A 17,038-nucleotide genomic window follows, 5' to 3' on the forward strand; every position below is an offset into this window, starting at 1 on the left:
GTTTGCCGGGCTGGGTAGGGCGTTTTCTTATTTAGCGGCTGGTTTTCCTGCGATAGCAAACCGGGTGGGGGATCAGCGTTGTTTTTCCATGCATTCGTGTATTTTTGAGCATACTGCCTTTTATTTCACTCAAAACTCCTGTTATGCATTTGAAATTTAATCCTAAACTGCTCTTAACCGCGTTTTCGCTCTTTGCCGTCCCGGCTATTTCCCAGCAGCTGCCGTCGCCGAAATCCCATTTCGGGTTCGAGATCGGCGACGATTACCAGCTGGCGAATTTCACCCAGACGGAAGCCTATTTCAAAAAACTCGCCGACGCTTCGGACCGTATCGAACTTACGTCCATCGGGCTGACCGAGGAAGGACGAAACCAATACATGATGATCGTCTCTTCGCCCGAAAACCTGAAAAATCTGGCAAAATACAAGGAAATATCACAGAAAATGGCCCGCGCGGAAGGCATTGGCCCCGAAGATGCCCGGAAGCTGGCCGGGGAAGGAAAGGCGGTGGTGTGGATCGACGGCGGCTTGCATGCGACCGAAACGGTAGGCATCCATCAGCTCATCGAAACGGCCTGGCAGCTTGCCGATCGGAACGACGCCGAAACGCACCGCATCCTGGATAAGACCATTATCCTGCTCACGCATGCCAACCCCGACGGCCAGGAGCTGGTGAGCAACTGGTATATGCGCAACAGCGATCCCAAAAAGCGGAGCCTGGAATTCCTGCCGAGGCTCTACCAGAAATACATCGGGCATGACAACAACCGAGATTTTTACATGATGCAAATGAAGGAATCGCGGAATATGGGGCGCCAGCTGTTCGTCGAATGGATGCCGCAGATCATGTACAACCACCATCAGCGCGGCCCGGCGGGCTCGGTGCTGGCCGGGCCGCCTTACCGCGATCCGTTCAATTACGTGTTCGATCCGCTGCTTATCACCGGTATCGACGCCCTCGGTGCGGCCATGTATAACCGCCTCAATGCTGAAAACAAGCCGGGTTTCACCCGCCTGACGGGCTCGACGTTTTCGACCTGGTACAATGGCGGGCTGCGGACTACCACGCAGTTTCACAATGTAATCGGCCTGTTAACCGAAATTATCGGCAACCCTACGCCCGAAGAAATCCCGCTCGTGCCTAACCGCCTCATTCCCAATGGTGCAACACCCAACCCGGTAACGCCCCAGAAATGGCATTTCCGGCAGTCGATCGACTATTCGATTTCACTCAACTGGTCGGTGCTCGATTACGCCGCCCGCCACAGCGACGAGCTGCTATACAACATTTACCATATGGGTAAAAACAGTATCGACCGCGGCAATTCCGATTACTGGACAGCCTATCCGAAGCGGATCGAGGCGATCAGCGAGCTGATGAAGAGCGCGCGGCCTACTGCCACGGCCAGCACCGAAAGCGGTCCCGCACCGAAGGTAAACTACTATGATATGGTATTCAAAGACTCGACGTTGCGCGACGCCCGGGGCTACATTATCCCGGCCGATCAGCCCGATTTCGCGACGGCGGTCACGTTTCTGAATGCTTTGATCCGCTCGGGCATCCAGGTCGAGAAAGCGACTGCGGCGTTCTCCGTGGCCGGAAAGCGCTATCCCAGAGGCTCGTACATCGTGAAAACAGCCCAGGCATTCCGCCCGCATATCCTCGATATGTTTGAACCGCAAGACCACCCGAACGACTTCCAGTACGCCGGCGGCCCGCCGATCCGGCCGTACGACGCGGCTGGCTGGACGCTGGCTTTTCAAATGGGCGTCCGCTTCGACCGCGTGCTGAACGGTTTTACAGGCCCGTTTGAGAAAATTCCCTACGGCGAATTGCAAAATTTGAAAACCGAAATACCGAAAGCAGCGAAAGGCTATCTCCTGAGTGCTTCCGAAAACAATGCATTCCTCGCTGTAAACAAGCTGCTCGCTGCGGGCGCGGACGTATACCGCGTGACGGCGGGTCCTGATCTGGGCAAATTTTATGTGCCCGCGTCGGCCAAAGCAAAGAGCGCGATTACCGCATTGGGCGATTCCACGCGCATTGCCGTAGCGGCTGCCGGGAAACGTCCGGCCGCAACAACCAGGCTGCGGGCGGCGAGGGTGGCGCTCTGGGATAATTTCGGCGGGTCGATGCCTTCCGGCTGGCTACGCTGGCTGACGGAGCAGTTCGGGTTCCCGGTCACACGCGTATTCGCCGCTGACATCGACGCCGGCGAGCTGCGCAAAAAGTATGACGTCGTCCTGTTCGTCAGCCGTGCTATTCCGGCGAAGGGCAACGAGCGCGGCCCCGGCAGGATCGGCCCTAAACCGGAAGATATTCCCGCCGAATACCACGGCCAGCTGGGCAGCCTCACGGCCGGGAAATCGGTACCCGCATTGAAGGCATTCCTGGAAGCCGGCGGCAAGGTGATCACCATCGGCAGCAGCACGGCCTTGGCTTACCATCTGAACCTGCCCGTCCGCAATGCATTGGTGGAAATGACGACGACCGGCGAGCGCCCGCTTCCCGGCGAGAAATATTACGTCCCCGGCAGCATCCTGCAAGTATCGGTGGACTCTACCTTGCAATCCGGCTGGGGTATGCCGGCAAAAGCCGACGTTTATTTCGACGACAGCCCGGTCTTCAACATCGCGCCGGAAGCGATCGCAAAGGGCGCCGTGAAGCCGTTACTGTGGTTTTCGGCCGACAAACCCTTGCGCAGCGGCTGGGCTTGGGGGCAATCCTACCTGCGCAACGGCGTGACGGCCTTCGAAGCCGCCGTCGGCAGTGGCAAGCTCCTGGCATTCGGCCCGGAGATTACCTTCCGCGCACAATCGTATGGCACGTTTAAGTTTTTGTTTAATGAAATGTATGTGTTTGAGCCTTAGCGGTCGGGCGTAAGCAGGCGATCGCACGGAAAAATGAATTTTAGATAAGTTATCGGTTACATGATGTTTTTTTGTTTCTTGGCTCCATAATAATCAAGTATGTCAACGAAGCCATGCCGATGAACCGACGAAATTTAAGAGTATTTGTATGCGCAATCGCCTGCGCACTGGCGGGCCGGGACGCCGAGGCCCAGATCAGCCTGGGGGTAAAAGGCGGCGTGAATTTCAGCGATCTCGCCATTAAGAATGACGAGCTGAGCCTGAATACGCGCATAGCGCCCAATCTCGGAGTGATTTTTAACTATCCCGTTACGCCTACGTTCAGCATTCAGGCTGAGCCGGGTTTTTCAAGCCGCGGCGGGAAAATAAAGGAAGAAACGGTGACCGACCTTGCGCCCGGTGTACCCGTGCAGGTAGTGACGCGTTCGGTGATGAAGCTGAGCTATTTCGAACTGCCCGTTATGGCCCAGTATCGCCCGTACCTGACCGAAAAGCTGCAAGCGATCATTTCGGTAGGGCCGGAAGTCCGCCTGCGGGTAGCGCCGCAAAAGCTGAAAGGAAAAAGTGAATTTTACCTTAATGGAGAGCTGGCCGAAAGCCACACACAGCATGAAAGCGCGAGCGACGATGAAGGCGTAGGTAAATTCGACGTCGGCCTGGCATTCGGTGCGGGCGCTGCGTACCCGGTCGGCCGTTTTACGGTTTTCGCGGAGGCGCGCTACCACCTGGGTTTATACAATGTAGTTTCGCACATTGACACCAACACCAAGGCCTTCAACCGCGGCGCTTCCGTGGCCCTGGGCGTAACCGTACCGATATTGAATAAATAGGGGAGGAGTTGCCTCCCCTCATTTGCGTAATTTAAACAGCCGGAAATACATCTCGGCCGGCCGCTTGTTGGGCAGCTCACCGAAACCGAACGTCAGGTCGGGCGTGATTTTGATTACTTCCCCACCATTCGAACCGATGTCGGATTTAAGATCGATGTATTCGACCTGCGCCCGGCTGAAAGCCGAATCGTTAACCCGCGCCGGCTCGGTCAGCCGATCGGTATTGGGCTTCTTTTCGGAATTGGCGTTGCTCGCGGCCGGTTTTGCCGGTTTGCTTTTGGAAGTGCTTTGCTGGTAGGCATTCGCCCCTTTCACAAATGAGGCGATCGTCGTTTTTAACGTGTCGGCGGGGTCGGGTTCGTCCACTACCGTTCGCGGGCGAAACAGGTCCACATAGAGGGATACACGGTCCTGCCGCTCTTTGAACCGGCCGCCTCCGAGAAGTTTTTTGCTTCTGACGGCGTTGTAAAGGTCGATTTTGACCTTCGTGGAATCATGCCTGTTCTGACTTTCAATCATCCGGTACCTGCCGAATTTGATTTTGTTTTTCTTGACATATTGTTGGGAAGTATGCAGAAAACCCGTGTCCAGGTCGTAGCTTTTGGCCCATTTTACTTTCCACGGTCGCCGCGTGCCCGGTTCGGGGTAAACTACGGTGCGAAAAATAGCCCGGCCGTCTGAAAACAGGTACAAGACGACATTCTGGATGAGCGAATCCTTGCTCAGGTTAGGGTCGCGGTCGTAGGTCGTAAACCATTTGTAGGTAAAATCCTCCGCTTTCGCATCGTCCGTGTCCGGCTTGCCGTCCTTTCTCGCCGGCGGCGTAATTTCGACGCGCCGCCAATAGATATTCATCCGGTAGAAATAGTCCTGCGTATCGAAAAAAGGAAGATTTCGTGGAACCGACGCCGCATTCGGAAGTTCCTTATTAAATGCATCCCAGTTCTCCCGCGTCTCCACCACCTTGCATCCCGTGATACTGCCCGCCAGCAACCCTGCCGCCATCAGCCCGTGTAGGTATTTCAATGCTTTCATCGGTTGTCAGGGCCTATTTTGCGTTGGAAATTGTAAAAAACATCGGCGCCGAACGACCATTTGTGTAAAGTCGTGTGCCAGGGGTAACCGGCCACGCTGTGGATGATGTTCTGGACGTCGAGGTGGTCGTTGTCGTTAATGGCGACCGACGCGGTGAGTCCATTGATGCCTGCGAACTCCACTCCGGCGAAAATGCGGCCCTTGTTGTAAAACGACTGCTGCTCGTCCTTGTACGGAATGCGTTTCAGGCCCAGCCGCTTCGCCGCTTCGTACGCGTGCGGGAAGAAGCCCGTGAAGCGGTCGAAGCCGAGGAATATTTTCCGGACGCCATTGCCGTTGAGCGGGTGGTCGTATTTGTTTTTCAAAAGGACGCTTGCAAAGCCGCCGCCCGTCCAGTAGCGATCTTTGCCGTCGCCCAGCGGGATCACATCGAAAGGCGGGCCGTCGTTGTAATAGTGCACATCCCAGTACCTTCCTCCCAGGGAAAAGCTGCCGACGGCCTGGCCGAAATTGCCCAGTTCGGCGCGATTAGGCCTGAAAATAAAGTTGGTAGCCACGCCGGCGTAAAAGTTGGTGTAGGGATTGCGCAGGGGCGTCGAGTTCATGAAACCCTGCGTGTACACCTGTTTGTAATAATGCGAAAGGTCGGTGCCACGGCCTTCCAGGTACTGCTCCGAGCGTTTGCCGCCCACGAGCACGCCCATCGCCACCCGCGATTCCAGGTTGACCCGCTTGCGCTCTTTCTTGCTGAAAGAACTGCCCAGTCCGCCCTGGAATGTAGCGAGCGAATATTGCAGGTAGGGCATCGAATGCTTCGTAACGGCACCCACACCGCCCGAAATGCCGAGCCGGAAATTGGACAAATATACATACTTGAACGCCAGCCCGACCCGCGCATCCACACTGACGCCGTATTGTACCTTAAACTGCGCCCGGGCGGCGGGCAACACCAGCATTATAAATGTCAGAAGTAAGTAAAGCACTTTTCTCATAGGCCGTTATCTTTAAATATAAATCTACACCCAATGCCGAAGTATGGCTTCACCAGTGAGTAATTGTCGTGGCAAGTAGCGATTTGCCCCGGAGCTGATCAGGGATTTTTTTCGGAGCATTGCCGACGCCGATCACGAGACGCACATGCGCGGCTGTATCATCGCGAATGCGGTCACGGAAATGACATTTCTCGACAGCGCATTGGAAGAAGAAGCTGCCGGTATCCTCAAAGAGGTGGAACAAATGTACACCGACGTCATCCGCCGCGAACAGCTCGCCGGGGCGCTTGTAAACAACACCGACCCGGTAATATTGGCCGAAGGCGCCAATGTGATCATCAATGGGAGGACGGAGGACAAAACCCTCCAGGCCGTGGAACGACTGCTGGTAACCACCGGTCGCGGGAGCTGGGCGGAAATTTTCTGGATACGGCGACCTGCTCAAAAACCTGACAGGCCAGAATACCCAGCAGCATATTCACCGCTTCGTGATCGACAAGGCGAAACAAATGCTCACTCAAACCAGCCTCACGGTAAGCGAGATCGCCTACCAGTTAATCACATTACCGCCGAATCGTTCCGCTCGCATGAATTAGTGCGTAAATTCAGGAAGACCTTTGGCTATGTAATTATGATACAGGAATTTAATACGAGATTGAAAGGCCCCAAAACGCATGTTTTGCTGATCGGCGTGGGCGGATACCCGTATTTGAAAGGCGGGACGGAGGCTAAGCAGCAATCGCCGGAACTGGCGGGGCTTGGCCAGCTTACTTCGCCCGTGGCTTCGGTGAAGGCCATGTACGAAAAGGTGATGGAATACAACGTTCAGGATGTGTGGAGCAAGCCGCTGGGAAGTATCGAAATGCTCCTGACTCCGCCGCCCGGTTTGCCGCCGGTATTTCCGGGAATGAATGTTGAAAATGCCAGCCTGGCGAACATCGAGGACGCTTATTTTTCCTGGAAAAAACGGTGCGATGCGCACGAGGAAAACGTCGCCCTGTTTTACTACTGCGGGCACGGGTTCCAGAAAAAGTACCATTTCCTGCTGGCCGACGATTTTGGGAAACAGCCTGCCAATCCCTGGCGCGGCGCATTCAACTTCGACGATACCCGCGACGCATTCTATTCCTGCAAGGCCGCAACACCTATTTTCCTTGTCGACGCATGCCGGCAGGTGACCATTGAAATGCTGGAAAAAGACCTCACCGTCGCGCCGATAGACCTGCCTTCATTGTCCAATCCCGAAGAAAGTAAAAATCACCTGACCCTGAAAGCGACCGCGTCGGGACAGGTTGCATACGGGAAAAAGAATATGCCTACCTATTTCACACAGGCCGTCATCAGCGGCCTCGACGGGCTGGTGGCGCGGCAGGACGAAAACGAGCACTGGCTGGTGGACACGAGTAGTTTGGGCTTAAACATTCACCGGCTGCTGGAACTGATCAACAGTAAGCAGTCCTTCAAACAGCGCTGCCAGATCAACAGCGGCATTCCGACCGATATTGTTAGAAGGAAAACTGCGCCGATCGCCTGGCTGGAAGTATCGTGCGACCCGGCTACCGCACTGCCGCTGGCCGGGCTTACCTGCACCGAAGACGACGAAGGCGCGTCGGCGCCACTGACACGTAAGCCAATGCCGGACGCGTGGAAACTGAACATCAAGGCGGCCACCTACAAGCTGGCTGCCACTTTCGAGGCCGGGGGTGACTTTACCGGCGGCTTCATTAAAACGTCGTTGATCCCGCCATTCAGAAAAATAAACGTCAAGTGCCAATGAACGCCTTCGCCGAACAATTAGCACCCATGGAGGAAACTGCACGTGTGCGTGTGGATGTGGTCACGTTCATGCCTGATTCCGCGCGCATTCCAAAGCTTGTCGAGGTTTTCGACGAATCGCTCAGAGCGGTACGAAGCGACTGGTATGAATCCAACCACATTGAAATCGGGGATTTGCCGGCAGGCATGTATACCCTCCGGCTCTCGACGAGCTCGGGGATACAGCAGGACGAGACATTTGAACTGGAAGGCGGGCAAAACAAGGATATCATGATCGATATTTCGAGCATTAGCCCGCACGAGTCCCACGAATGGGCCTATTTCAACAAAAGCTTTTCGATCAACCCCGTCCGCGGTACGGACATGAAGGCCATCGAGTATTACCGGCAGCCGGGCATCGAGGTGAAGGCAAAGGTATGGAGATACACCGGCGGAAGCTGGACTGAATATCCCCTGCACGAATTTAATAATCAATTGGTATTTGCGGACGGCAACGTATTCCATTATTCTACCGGCGATGTGCTGAGCCTGCTGGAAATCAGTGGAAAAGAAATGCAGAACCTGTATGTGAGCCTGCCGCCTGGTAACCATTTGAAATGCCTGGTCAAACCCGCGGAAGGAGCGGATGATCAGGTATATCCCATTGATGTAACGGTTGCTACCGAACATTACAAGGCGGAAACTTTGCTCACGCTGCTCACGAATGGTGCCGTCGCAAGGGCCAAGCGGCTGAGCAATGCGGAGGAGGCGGAGAGATTGTTATACGAAAAAATGGTAAACCCCGTAACGGCGGCCATCGGCGGGTATTTTTTGCTGAAAACAGACGAGCTGGAACGCCTGCACGACTGGGCGAATAACCTGGCCAACTGGTTTCCCTGGCTTCCCGACGGCGCCATTATCCACGCGACGCAGCTGTTGAGTAAAAAAGACAAAACCGAAGCCGACATTCAAATGATCCGCACGAGATTGCTGGGCGCGGCGTCCGAGGGCATTCCGGTGTATTCGGAAGGGCTGAGATTGCTCGAAAAGGGGCTTACACAGCTCTGGTACCATTCCGACAAGGGAGACGAGGAAGTGGGCAATGCGCGGAAACGCATTGGCAGCTACGCCGCAGTGGTGGATTGGAGCCAGGAAACGACGACATTCACCGGCATATCACCCACGGCACCCGGAATACCAATGCCATTGCCACTGAAATAATCGACGACCATCACAAACTCCCTATGAAATTCGACATTCACTTTCTCCCCGCCCGCTACGGCGATTCCATCTGGATCGAATACGGTACCGACCAAACGCACCGAATCCTGATCGACGGCGGTACGAAAGGCACCAAGGCCGACATGCTGAAATTCATCAAAGCATTACCCGAAGACCAGCGGCATTTCGAACTCATGGTGGTGACGCACATCGACCGCGACCATATCGAAGGCATACTGGCGCTGCTCGAACAGGAAACGCTGGGTTTCAAAGTGGACGATTTCTGGTTCAACGGCTGGGAACACTTGCCCGAAGACGAAGACGAGCAGCTGGGCCCGGTGCAGGGCGAGCGGCTTACGGCGGCCATTCTGCGGCACCAGCTGCCTTGGAATAAAGCATTTGCGAAAAAAGCCGTTGTAATACCCGCATCGGGGCCGCTGCCGGAGATCGTGCTGCCGGGTGGAATGCATCTTACGCTGCTGTCGCCCTTGATCAAAAACCTCGCCGAGCTGCGGCCGGTATGGGCGAAGGAAGTAAAAGACGCCGGGCTGGTACCGGGTTTCGGGGCGCGGCCGGTAGTGGTGGCGGAAGAAGATGAAGAACAGCTGGGCATTTTGCCGGATGTGAATGCGCTGAATGCCGAGGATTTCCATGAAGACGAAGCCGAAGCGAATGGCAGCAGCATCGCATTCCTGGGTAGTTTTGGCGGAAAAACGGTCTTTTTCGGCGGGGACGCATTTCCAGGCGTGGTACTGGGCTCGCTCAACAGGCTGTCCGGCGATAAGGCCAAAATCGATCTGGTGAAACTCTCGCACCACGCCAGCGCACACAACACGAGCCCGGAACTGATCGAAAAGTTCGACTGCAACCGGTATATGATCTCCACGAACGGCTCTAATTACCATCATCCCGCCGCGGTGACCGTGGCGCGGGTCATCAAGCGGGGCGGTCATGCGGTGCATTTGTATTTCAATTACAAATCTGCCGACAATAAGGTCTGGGATTCCCGGACATTAAAGCAAAAGCACGGCTACAAGGCTTTCTTCCCGGCCAGCGGGAAGTCGGGGATCAAGATCAGCCTTATTTAACAGCTTGCTGCCAACGGTTCGAAATGCAGTAACGCTTCTCCGCCCGACTTTGCTTTTTCAGTGATTTCGGAACCGATCGCATTGTACAGCCAGTAGGGTTCTGCCTGAAACCGCTGCCAATGGTCGAGCAAATCGGCCTGGAACTGGTGCCAGTGCGGGTCGTCCGACTGGAACCGGTACGCGAACCGCAGCAATGAGTAGCACATCGTAAACTGCCCGCAGGCGATCAGCGCGGCGCGTACGTCGCTTTTCACATGGTCGGAATCGAACCAGAGCGTAGTGCCCATTCCGGTGGCTTTGTCAGCCACGCAGATCATCTTTTTAACGGGTTGCAGAAAGTTATAAAGCAGGTCGGTACGGCCGTCGTGCGTGACTTTGACTTGCATTTTCTTCCATTTCTCCCCATTCAAAGCATTTTCCCGTGCTGTGCTGTTTTTGGTACTCAGTAAATAAGCCGTAGGTGCCACGCTGTTCACCACTCTCGATTTCTCGTTGTTGACAAACCTTGCAAACCCCTCCTTGTCAACGACCGAAAGCAATTCCTTCTCTTCGGCCCGCCGGGTGATATCGCGTATCCGCTCTTTCCCCATACTACCCGCCAGATAACCCTGGTAAGCATCCTGCCTGATTTTTTTCAAAAACAGCGTTACCGCCAGGTTCACCACCGAGGTAGCCCGTGATTCGGCGAGCTCCACGAGCCGGTACAGCGGCAGGCGCAGGAAATACCAGATGTGCCTGGTAAAGATTTTTTCCGGTTTATCCGCCTTTTCGACCCGTCTCCTCCGCCATTTTTTCACCATCGCCGACAGCGCATTGTAAGCCGCAATGGCAATAGGCAGGCCCGTCGCGCCTGCGAGCACGAGGCCGGCATGCGGGTAAATGCCCGCGCACGCGCCGTACACACCGAGCGCAAAAAGGCCGATGTCGAGCAGGGCGTATTGCAGCATGCTCGGTTTGAGGAACCAGCTCGATTTGTCGGGCCGTACGTATTGGTACTCGTCGGTATAGTTGCTGCTCACATCGCAAATGGCCAGTAAGTCGAATCCGTAAGCCTCGCCAGGCTGTCTGTTTTGAAGCCGCTCATCGGCTTTTTCGAATGCATCGATGGCCTGGTTGTCGACAATGCCGCCGTCCATAAAGCCGTACCGCTTGTGTTCCCCGGTAAAGCCGCGCTGCCTGCGTGGGTTGACAAACTGGTCTTTACCTTCCAAGGCATCCGAAAGCGCGTCGAGGGAAAGCGCCTCTTCCCCTTCTACCCAGGAAAAATCATCGGGATACACAATCGGCTCGAAACCCGCCGGAAAGCAACTCGATGCCGCGAGAATATCGCCCAGTTTAATTTTTTTGATCACTTCAAGGCGTTGTTCCCTGATCTGTGCCTGTTCCGCTTTGCTGCCCTCCGGTGCCCTTAATTTGAGAAAGAATCCGCCGAAAATACCGGAATAGTCGGCCTTGCCGCTGTGCTGGAACCGGAATTGCTGCCCGTGTGTGAAATCCGTCGCGCATACGCACATTTCGTCTACCGCGTCGGGCGCATGGTCGTTCCACAACATCCCGAACGTCTGGCCGTCGAACAGCATCTGGTCGTAAGCGATCGCGAATGCGTTGATGGGGTTTCGGTCTTTGTGCGGACGGTCGGTCTTCCAGATCTGGTCGTCTTTCAGGATCGCGAGCACGTTTTTCACGAGCGCGTCGCCGTCCATGCAGTTGAAAAGGCGGGCATAAGCTTCGTAGAACGACTTGTTTTGCCGCTGGCTGTGCACGATAGCCATATTGGCGAAGGAGCCGCCGGAGGCCGACGAGATGAATTTCACCGACCGGGACAGCGGTTTATTTTCTAAAATAATGGTGTCCAGGTAAGCGAAGCAGCCCAATGCAAAACCTGCGGCACGAAAGCCGCCTCCCGAAAAACAAAGTCCAATGTTACTCAGTCCGTTGGGCAGCATGGGCCTGGGATCGGCGGCCGCTGGGACCGGCTTGTCGGCAGCTGTGCTCATTGTCAGAAAAGGGATAAAGGAGATGACGGAAGAATGAATATAGCAGTAGAAAAACAGATTCCCTATTTTTGAACAAAAATGGAATTTACAATTTAAACAACTGATATGAACAAGACGCGTCGCAACTTTATTGCAAGCTCGGTGACATTGGCAGCTGGTACTGCCGCGGCTATGGCTACCCCGGCCGAACCTCAGAAAGGCAAGTATCCTTTGGTACACCATGTATTTTTCTGGCTTAAAAATCCCGGCTCCGTGGCCGACCGCGACCGGATCATCGAAGGCCTGAAAACGCTCAGAAAGATCGAGGCGATCAAGGAACTCCGCATCGGCGTAGTGGCCAGCACGGAGAAACGCGACGTGGTAGACAACAGCTGGGGCGTGTCCGAGCTGATGTTCTTCGAAGATCTGGCAGGGCAGGCGAGCTACCAAACGCACCCGATCCACCAGCAGTTTATCAAGGATTGCAGCCATTTGTGGGACAAGGTGATCGTTTACGACGCAATCGACGTGTAGGTATTTTTGACCCCGATCGCAGCGCATGAAATACCTTTTTTTAGCATTCAGTCTGATCAGTTTCTTTGCCGGGGCACAGCAAGCAGCCACGACCGACTGGCTCATCCGCCCGGAACAGTCCAGGGCGACGATTACGCGTTCCCAAGACGGCCGCGACCTGGTGCTGTCCAACGGGCTCGTCCGGCGGGTATTCCGCTTGCAACCCGACCTGGCATGTACCGAGTTCAAAAACCTCGTAACCGGGCAGCAGTTGCTGCGGGCCGTGAAGCCGGAGGCGCGCATTGTGCTCCATGGCGTCGCTTATCCCGTGGGCGGCTTGTACGGTCAGACCGAAAACGCCTATCTGCTCCCGCAATGGATCGACGGTTTCAAGGCATCGGACAGCGCTTTCCATTATGTGGACGCCCGGATAACCCCTTTGCAGCCTTATCTGAAATGGAAAACGGACATGTGGGCGGGCAGCAAGAAGAATGCGACGGGCAGCGAGGTGACTTTCCTCTTCCGCTCGTCGCTTCCTGCGCTGGCGGGTGTGGATGTACGCGTGCATTACGCAATATTTGACGGCATTCCATTGATTTCCAAATGGGTGACGATCGATAACACGGGCAAAACGGATTTTCTGGTGGACCAGATCGTGAACGAGATCCTCGCGGTAACCGAAGAGGAAAGCGCTGTGGTAGGCAAGCCCGAAGAAATGGCTAAACCCAACGGCCTGTACGTCGAGAACAATTTTGCATTCAACAATGCGATGCGCTACCAGCTGAGCGACCAGGCGACCCACTGGAAAGTCGATAAGCGGTATACGTCACAGGTGAATTACGATTACCAGACGCCATGCTTGCTGGAAGTGCATCCCAAAATCGACATGGGTGTGCGGCTGACAGCGGGGCGGCAGCTCGAATCGATCCGCACTTATGAACTGCTCATGGACAGCTACGACCGCGAGCGGAAAGGGCTGGCGGTCCGCAAAATGTACCGGACCATTGCTCCCTGGACGACCATTAACCCGATCTTCATGCATTTGGTGAGCAAAAACGACGAACAGGTGCGCACGGCCATCGACCAATGCGCGGCCACGGGTTACGAGGCATTGATCCTGAGCTTCGGAAGCCATTGCAACATGGAAGATACCACCGCTGCGAACCTGCGCAAGTGGAAAGAGCTTTCGGATTACGCCCATAGTAAAAAGGTGCTGATCGGCAGCTATTCGCTTTTCAGCTCGCGTAAAATCAGCGACGAGGACGACGTGATCAATCCCAAAACCGGCAAGCCGGGCGGGGCGTTCTTCGGCAATGCGCCATGCCTGGGCAGCAAATGGGGCCTCGCTTACCTGGCCAGATTGAAGAAATTCATGTCCTACACCGGCTTTGACATGTTCGAGAACGACGGGCCTTACCCGGGCGACGTATGCGCATCCACGAGCCATCCCGGCCACGAGGGCCTGGCAGATTCCCAATGGAAGCAAATGGCCCTGCAAAAGGAGCTGTACCAATGGTGTAATGCCAATGGCATCTACGTGAATGCGCCGGACTGGTATTTCCTGGACGGAACAAACAAAATCGGGCTGGGGTATCGTGAGGTGAACTTTTCGCTGCCGCGCGATCAGCAGAAGATCCTGAACCGCCAGAATATTTTCGACGCTACCTGGGCCGAAACGCCGTCGATGGTTTGGGGCTTCGTGCCGCTTACGAAATACCAGGGCGGCGGGCCCGAGGCCGTGCTGGAACCGCTCTCAGAGCATTTGGATGCCTACGAACAGCTCATGATGCAATACTACGGCGCGGGTGTGCAGGCATGCTACCGCGGCCCGCGGCTGTATGATACCGAGGAAACCAGGCGGACTGTGAGCAATGTGATCAGCTGGTACAAAAAATACCGCGACATCCTCAATGCGGACATCGTGCACCTGCGCCGTGCCGACGGGCGCGATTGGGACGGGATCATGCATGTAAGCCCCGATTTGCCGCAAAAGGGGTTGGTAATGCTGTATAACCCGACCAAAGAGCCGATTGTACGGAATATTAAACTGCCCGTTTACTACACCGGCAAACACGACTCCGTAAAGATCCGCGCGCGGGAGGGAGCACCGCAGAATTTCAAGGTTAGCCGTAATTACGAGGTTGACTATCAGGCCGAAATACCCGCCGAAGGCTATACCTGGCTGATTTTGGAATAGCAGCCTCCCGTGCCGGATAACGGTGCGGAAGATACCCTTGCCCACCGGCCGCGTCCAGGTTTGCCATATTATCTTTTGTTAATTTAAGTTAACATTGTGTAGTATATGTTAACATTTCGCCGGATATTTGCAGGGTAGGGCTGTATGGTGAGCGGAGCGCCGGACTTTAAAATTTTAGCGAAAGATGATCAGAATGGTAGTTTTCGACATGGCCGGGACCACTGTCGACGAAAATAATGTGGTGTACAAAACGCTGCGCGAGGCGATCAACCAGGCGGGCTTCGCTTTCACGCTCGACGAAGTACTGCTGGCCGGCGCGGGAAGGGAAAAGCTGGAAGCGATCCGTAATGTGCTCGCGATGAATGGTGTCGAAGACGAGACACTCGCGAAAGATATTTTTACGAAATTCCTGGCCCTGCTCGACGACGCTTACCGTACCCTGCCCGTTTTCGAGCAGCCGCATGCGACGGAAGTGTTCCACCGGCTGCGCGATAATGGCATACTCGTCGTGCTGAATACAGGCTATAACCGCCAGACCGCCGAAGCGCTCACGCAAAAAATAGGGTGGGCGCAAGGCATCGACTTCGATCTGCTCGTAACTGCTTCCGAAGTGAGCCGGAACCGCCCCGAGCCCGACATGATCCTGTTGGCGATGCGGCATTTCGGCATTACCGACCCGCTTGCGGTCGTGAAGGTAGGTGACTCCACGGTGGACGTCATGGAAGGGAGAAATGCCGGCTGCGGCATCAATATCGGCATTACCACCGGCGCGCACACGATCGACCAGCTGCGTACGGTATCCCCGGAATACATCATCCACAGCCTTACCGAACTCTGGCCGATCGTGGCGTCGCCGCTCGCGCCGGTGAACCAGCACATTTGAGGAGGGTTCACTTAATTAATCCACAGCGTGCCGTTTTTTGTGATCAGCCTGGAAAGGCTGCCCGATTCGACGAGTTTCTGCAAAAAGGCCTCGCTATCCTCGCGGGGCGTTTGCGACAGCTCGGCGAATTCGCGTGTCGTGAGTGTACGGTATCGGGTAAATAACTTTTGCCAACCAGTGTCGATCGGGCTCTTCACAGCCGAAGGCAGTTGCCTGCGCAATGCGGCTTCGTATACTTCGTAGGGTTTCGTGCCGTACACCTTTTCGAGCCCGCCGTTCCGATCCGCGAAAAAGAGGGTAGGAAAGCCCCGCACGCCCAGCTGCGCGCCCAGGTCGAGGTCTTCCTTGAAAAGGCTTTTGGCATGGCCATGATAATCCGCTTCGAACTGCTGCAAATCCAGTCCCACATTACCGGCAGCGGTGGCGAGGTGTTTCCACTGGGTAATGTTCTGTTTTCGCAGGAATACCATTTCGCGGATCTCGCGCAGGAACCGCACCGCTTTGGCCGCATCCTGCATTTGTGCCGCCTTGAATGCGATGGACGGCGGATAGGACGAATGTAGCGGGTCTTCGAGCCACACGTCGCCGTCGATGGGCATGTCGTAGTAGTGGCTCACCTCGTCCCAGTGATGGGCTACGTCGGAAGGCTTGCTGATGCCGCCGCTGTTGTAGCTCCAATCGGGCAGGAGGCCGCCCATGCGGTATTCGATGTCGAAGTAGCGGCCGTATTCCATTTTGAGTTTGCGCAATTGCGGCTCGATGCCCCAGCACGACGAGCAGATCGGATCGGTGAAATAAATGATTTTCAATACATTATGCGCGGTGGCGGCGGTGGTAGCGGCCGTATCGGCGTTGTTTCCGGGCATTTCGCAAATGCCGGACTCTATGTCGCATAAAAGCGGGTTGCTCTGTTCTGTATTCATGTCAAATCGTACGTTCTGCCCGCATTGGGCCGTTTCATACCGCAAATTTCCCCCGGTTTTCGACAGGAGTCAATTAGTCAGAAATTCTTGACTACCCGCTTCGGATCAATGGGTGCTCTCAATTCATTGATAATCAACTAAAAAGCGATTGAATAAATTTTAAGGTTGGATAACGGGACGAAACCGCCTAACTTTTGAGCGGATAGCGTCCATTCAATGGCTATCCGTTTGATATGGAAAACACGGAAGAAGGCCAGGGCCAATGCCCGGCGGAGACATTGCTGAAACAGCTCGCGGGCAAATGGAAACCGCAAATATTCAGGATCGCATTGGCAGGGCCGGTCCGGTTCAATGCGTTGCTGCGTCAGCTGGACGGGTCGAGCAAGCAGGCCATTGCCAGCGCATTGAAGGAGATGGAAGAACAGCAGCTGATTGAAAAACAGGTCATTAAACTGAAACCGCTGCATATCGAATACATTTTGTCGGAACGCGGCCGGTCGCTGATCCCGATTTTCAGGCAGCTGGAACACCTGGCGTGAAACGCCATTAACCTCTTTTCGGGCACGCTCGCTGCCCCTGATTTTTACGCCCGATCACCCCCTCATTTCCCGCGCCTCCCCAGGGGCGTGTAAACACCTGTTTTGCCTAAACGGGTGTTTACACGCATTCGTGAAGAACTATTTCGATCCACCTTTGTAGAGCAAAAGCTTTTGTACGGTGGAGCCCAGTCACCACCTCAAAAAACGGACTTGCCT

General features: G+C 55.1%; 13 protein-coding genes and 1 pseudogene. 10 read left to right on the forward strand and 4 right to left on the reverse strand.

The window, feature by feature from the left end; genetic code table 11:
- Positions 1 to 143: 143 nt before the first annotated feature.
- Positions 144 to 2,870: a M14 family metallopeptidase gene (locus H144_RS0114520; RefSeq protein ID WP_019942804.1), complete on the forward strand. Its 2,727-nt coding sequence runs from the start codon at positions 144 to 146 to the stop codon at positions 2,868 to 2,870.
- Between the two features lie 119 nt (positions 2,871 to 2,989).
- A complete protein-coding gene (locus H144_RS0114525) occupies positions 2,990 to 3,700 on the forward strand; it encodes a porin family protein (protein ID WP_169409395.1) in 711 nt (236 codons plus the stop codon).
- Between the two features lie 18 nt (positions 3,701 to 3,718).
- Here H144_RS0114525 and H144_RS0114530 read toward each other — a convergent pair whose 3' ends face one another.
- Entirely contained in the window at positions 3,719 to 4,735 is a 1,017-nt protein-coding gene (locus H144_RS0114530; RefSeq protein ID WP_019942806.1) for a hypothetical protein, read from the reverse strand.
- Positions 4,732 to 5,727 carry a polymorphic toxin type 23 domain-containing protein gene (locus tag H144_RS0114535; RefSeq protein WP_157504726.1) on the reverse strand — a complete coding sequence of 332 codons (996 nt, stop codon included), beginning with the start codon at positions 5,725 to 5,727 and terminating at the stop codon, positions 4,732 to 4,734. The genes H144_RS0114530 and H144_RS0114535 overlap by 4 nt, the downstream gene beginning before the upstream one ends.
- A 434-nt stretch (positions 5,728 to 6,161) precedes the next feature.
- Here H144_RS0114535 and H144_RS34860 point away from each other — a divergent pair.
- The 4 genes and pseudogenes from H144_RS34860 to H144_RS31895 form a co-directional block, all read left to right on the forward strand.
- A pseudogene (locus tag H144_RS34860) lies at positions 6,162 to 6,284 on the forward strand (AraC family transcriptional regulator); the annotation flags it as partial.
- Between the two features lie 350 nt (positions 6,285 to 6,634).
- Positions 6,635 to 7,504, forward strand: coding sequence for a caspase family protein (locus H144_RS34865; RefSeq protein ID WP_374754591.1), 870 nt, complete (start codon positions 6,635 to 6,637; stop codon positions 7,502 to 7,504).
- Between the two features lie 26 nt (positions 7,505 to 7,530).
- Positions 7,531 to 8,703 (forward strand): hypothetical protein, encoded by a 1,173-nt coding sequence (locus H144_RS31890; RefSeq protein WP_169409396.1) that lies wholly within the window; start codon positions 7,531 to 7,533, stop codon positions 8,701 to 8,703.
- Positions 8,704 to 8,726: 23 nt separating this feature from the next.
- A complete protein-coding gene (locus tag H144_RS31895; protein WP_019942810.1) occupies positions 8,727 to 9,791 on the forward strand; it encodes a ComEC/Rec2 family competence protein in 1,065 nt (354 codons plus the stop codon).
- Here H144_RS31895 and H144_RS0114560 read toward each other — a convergent pair.
- Entirely contained in the window at positions 9,788 to 11,788 is a 2,001-nt protein-coding gene (locus H144_RS0114560) for a patatin-like phospholipase family protein (protein ID WP_019942811.1), read from the reverse strand. The genes H144_RS31895 and H144_RS0114560 overlap by 4 nt on opposite strands.
- 105 nt (positions 11,789 to 11,893) lie before the next feature.
- On the opposite strand from H144_RS0114560, the gene H144_RS0114565 reads away from it, so the two are divergent.
- From H144_RS0114565 to H144_RS31900, 3 genes are all read left to right on the forward strand, one after another.
- On the forward strand, positions 11,894 to 12,301 hold the full coding sequence (locus H144_RS0114565) for a Dabb family protein (RefSeq protein ID WP_019942812.1): 408 nt from the start codon (positions 11,894 to 11,896) through the stop codon (positions 12,299 to 12,301).
- Between the two features lie 25 nt (positions 12,302 to 12,326).
- Positions 12,327 to 14,477, forward strand: coding sequence for a hypothetical protein (locus tag H144_RS0114570; RefSeq protein ID WP_019942813.1), 2,151 nt, complete (start codon positions 12,327 to 12,329; stop codon positions 14,475 to 14,477).
- A gap of 184 nt (positions 14,478 to 14,661) precedes the next feature.
- Entirely contained in the window at positions 14,662 to 15,360 is a 699-nt protein-coding gene (locus H144_RS31900) for a phosphonatase-like hydrolase (protein ID WP_033402696.1), read from the forward strand.
- Positions 15,361 to 15,371: 11 nt separating this feature from the next.
- Here the strand turns inward: H144_RS31900 and H144_RS0114580 are convergent, their stop codons facing one another.
- Positions 15,372 to 16,283 (reverse strand): ClpXP adapter SpxH family protein, encoded by a 912-nt coding sequence (locus H144_RS0114580; RefSeq protein WP_026350700.1) that lies wholly within the window; start codon positions 16,281 to 16,283, stop codon positions 15,372 to 15,374.
- A 233-nt stretch (positions 16,284 to 16,516) separates the two neighbouring features.
- Here H144_RS0114580 and H144_RS0114585 point away from each other — a divergent pair, with 233 nt between their 5' ends.
- Positions 16,517 to 16,822 (forward strand): winged helix-turn-helix transcriptional regulator, encoded by a 306-nt coding sequence (locus H144_RS0114585; protein WP_019942816.1) that lies wholly within the window; start codon positions 16,517 to 16,519, stop codon positions 16,820 to 16,822.
- The last annotated feature ends 216 nt before the right edge of the window (positions 16,823 to 17,038 follow it).

The sequence above is a fragment of the Dyadobacter beijingensis DSM 21582 genome, assembly GCF_000382205.1.
GTDB classification, from domain to species: Bacteria; Bacteroidota; Bacteroidia; order Cytophagales; family Spirosomataceae; genus Dyadobacter; species Dyadobacter beijingensis.

Excerpts from the sequence above, each read along its gene's own strand:
- H144_RS0114520 (WP_019942804.1), top strand. The coding sequence starts at position 144 with ATGCATTTGAAATTTAATCCTAAACTGCTCTTAACCGCGTTTTCGCTC.
- H144_RS0114525 (WP_169409395.1), top strand. The coding sequence starts at position 2,990 with ATGAACCGACGAAATTTAAGAGTATTTGTATGCGCAATCGCCTGCGCA.
- H144_RS0114530 (WP_019942806.1), bottom strand. The coding sequence starts at position 4,735 with ATGAAAGCATTGAAATACCTACACGGGCTGATGGCGGCAGGGTTGCTG.
- H144_RS0114535 (WP_157504726.1), bottom strand. The coding sequence starts at position 5,727 with ATGAGAAAAGTGCTTTACTTACTTCTGACATTTATAATGCTGGTGTTG.
- H144_RS34865 (WP_374754591.1), top strand. The coding sequence starts at position 6,635 with ATGAATGTTGAAAATGCCAGCCTGGCGAACATCGAGGACGCTTATTTT.
- H144_RS31890 (WP_169409396.1), top strand. The coding sequence starts at position 7,531 with ATGGAGGAAACTGCACGTGTGCGTGTGGATGTGGTCACGTTCATGCCT.
- H144_RS31895 (WP_019942810.1), top strand. The coding sequence starts at position 8,727 with ATGAAATTCGACATTCACTTTCTCCCCGCCCGCTACGGCGATTCCATC.
- H144_RS0114560 (WP_019942811.1), bottom strand. The coding sequence starts at position 11,788 with ATGAGCACAGCTGCCGACAAGCCGGTCCCAGCGGCCGCCGATCCCAGG.
- H144_RS0114565 (WP_019942812.1), top strand. The coding sequence starts at position 11,894 with ATGAACAAGACGCGTCGCAACTTTATTGCAAGCTCGGTGACATTGGCA.
- H144_RS0114570 (WP_019942813.1), top strand. The coding sequence starts at position 12,327 with ATGAAATACCTTTTTTTAGCATTCAGTCTGATCAGTTTCTTTGCCGGG.
- H144_RS31900 (WP_033402696.1), top strand. The coding sequence starts at position 14,662 with ATGATCAGAATGGTAGTTTTCGACATGGCCGGGACCACTGTCGACGAA.
- H144_RS0114580 (WP_026350700.1), bottom strand. The coding sequence starts at position 16,283 with ATGAATACAGAACAGAGCAACCCGCTTTTATGCGACATAGAGTCCGGC.
- H144_RS0114585 (WP_019942816.1), top strand. The coding sequence starts at position 16,517 with ATGGAAAACACGGAAGAAGGCCAGGGCCAATGCCCGGCGGAGACATTG.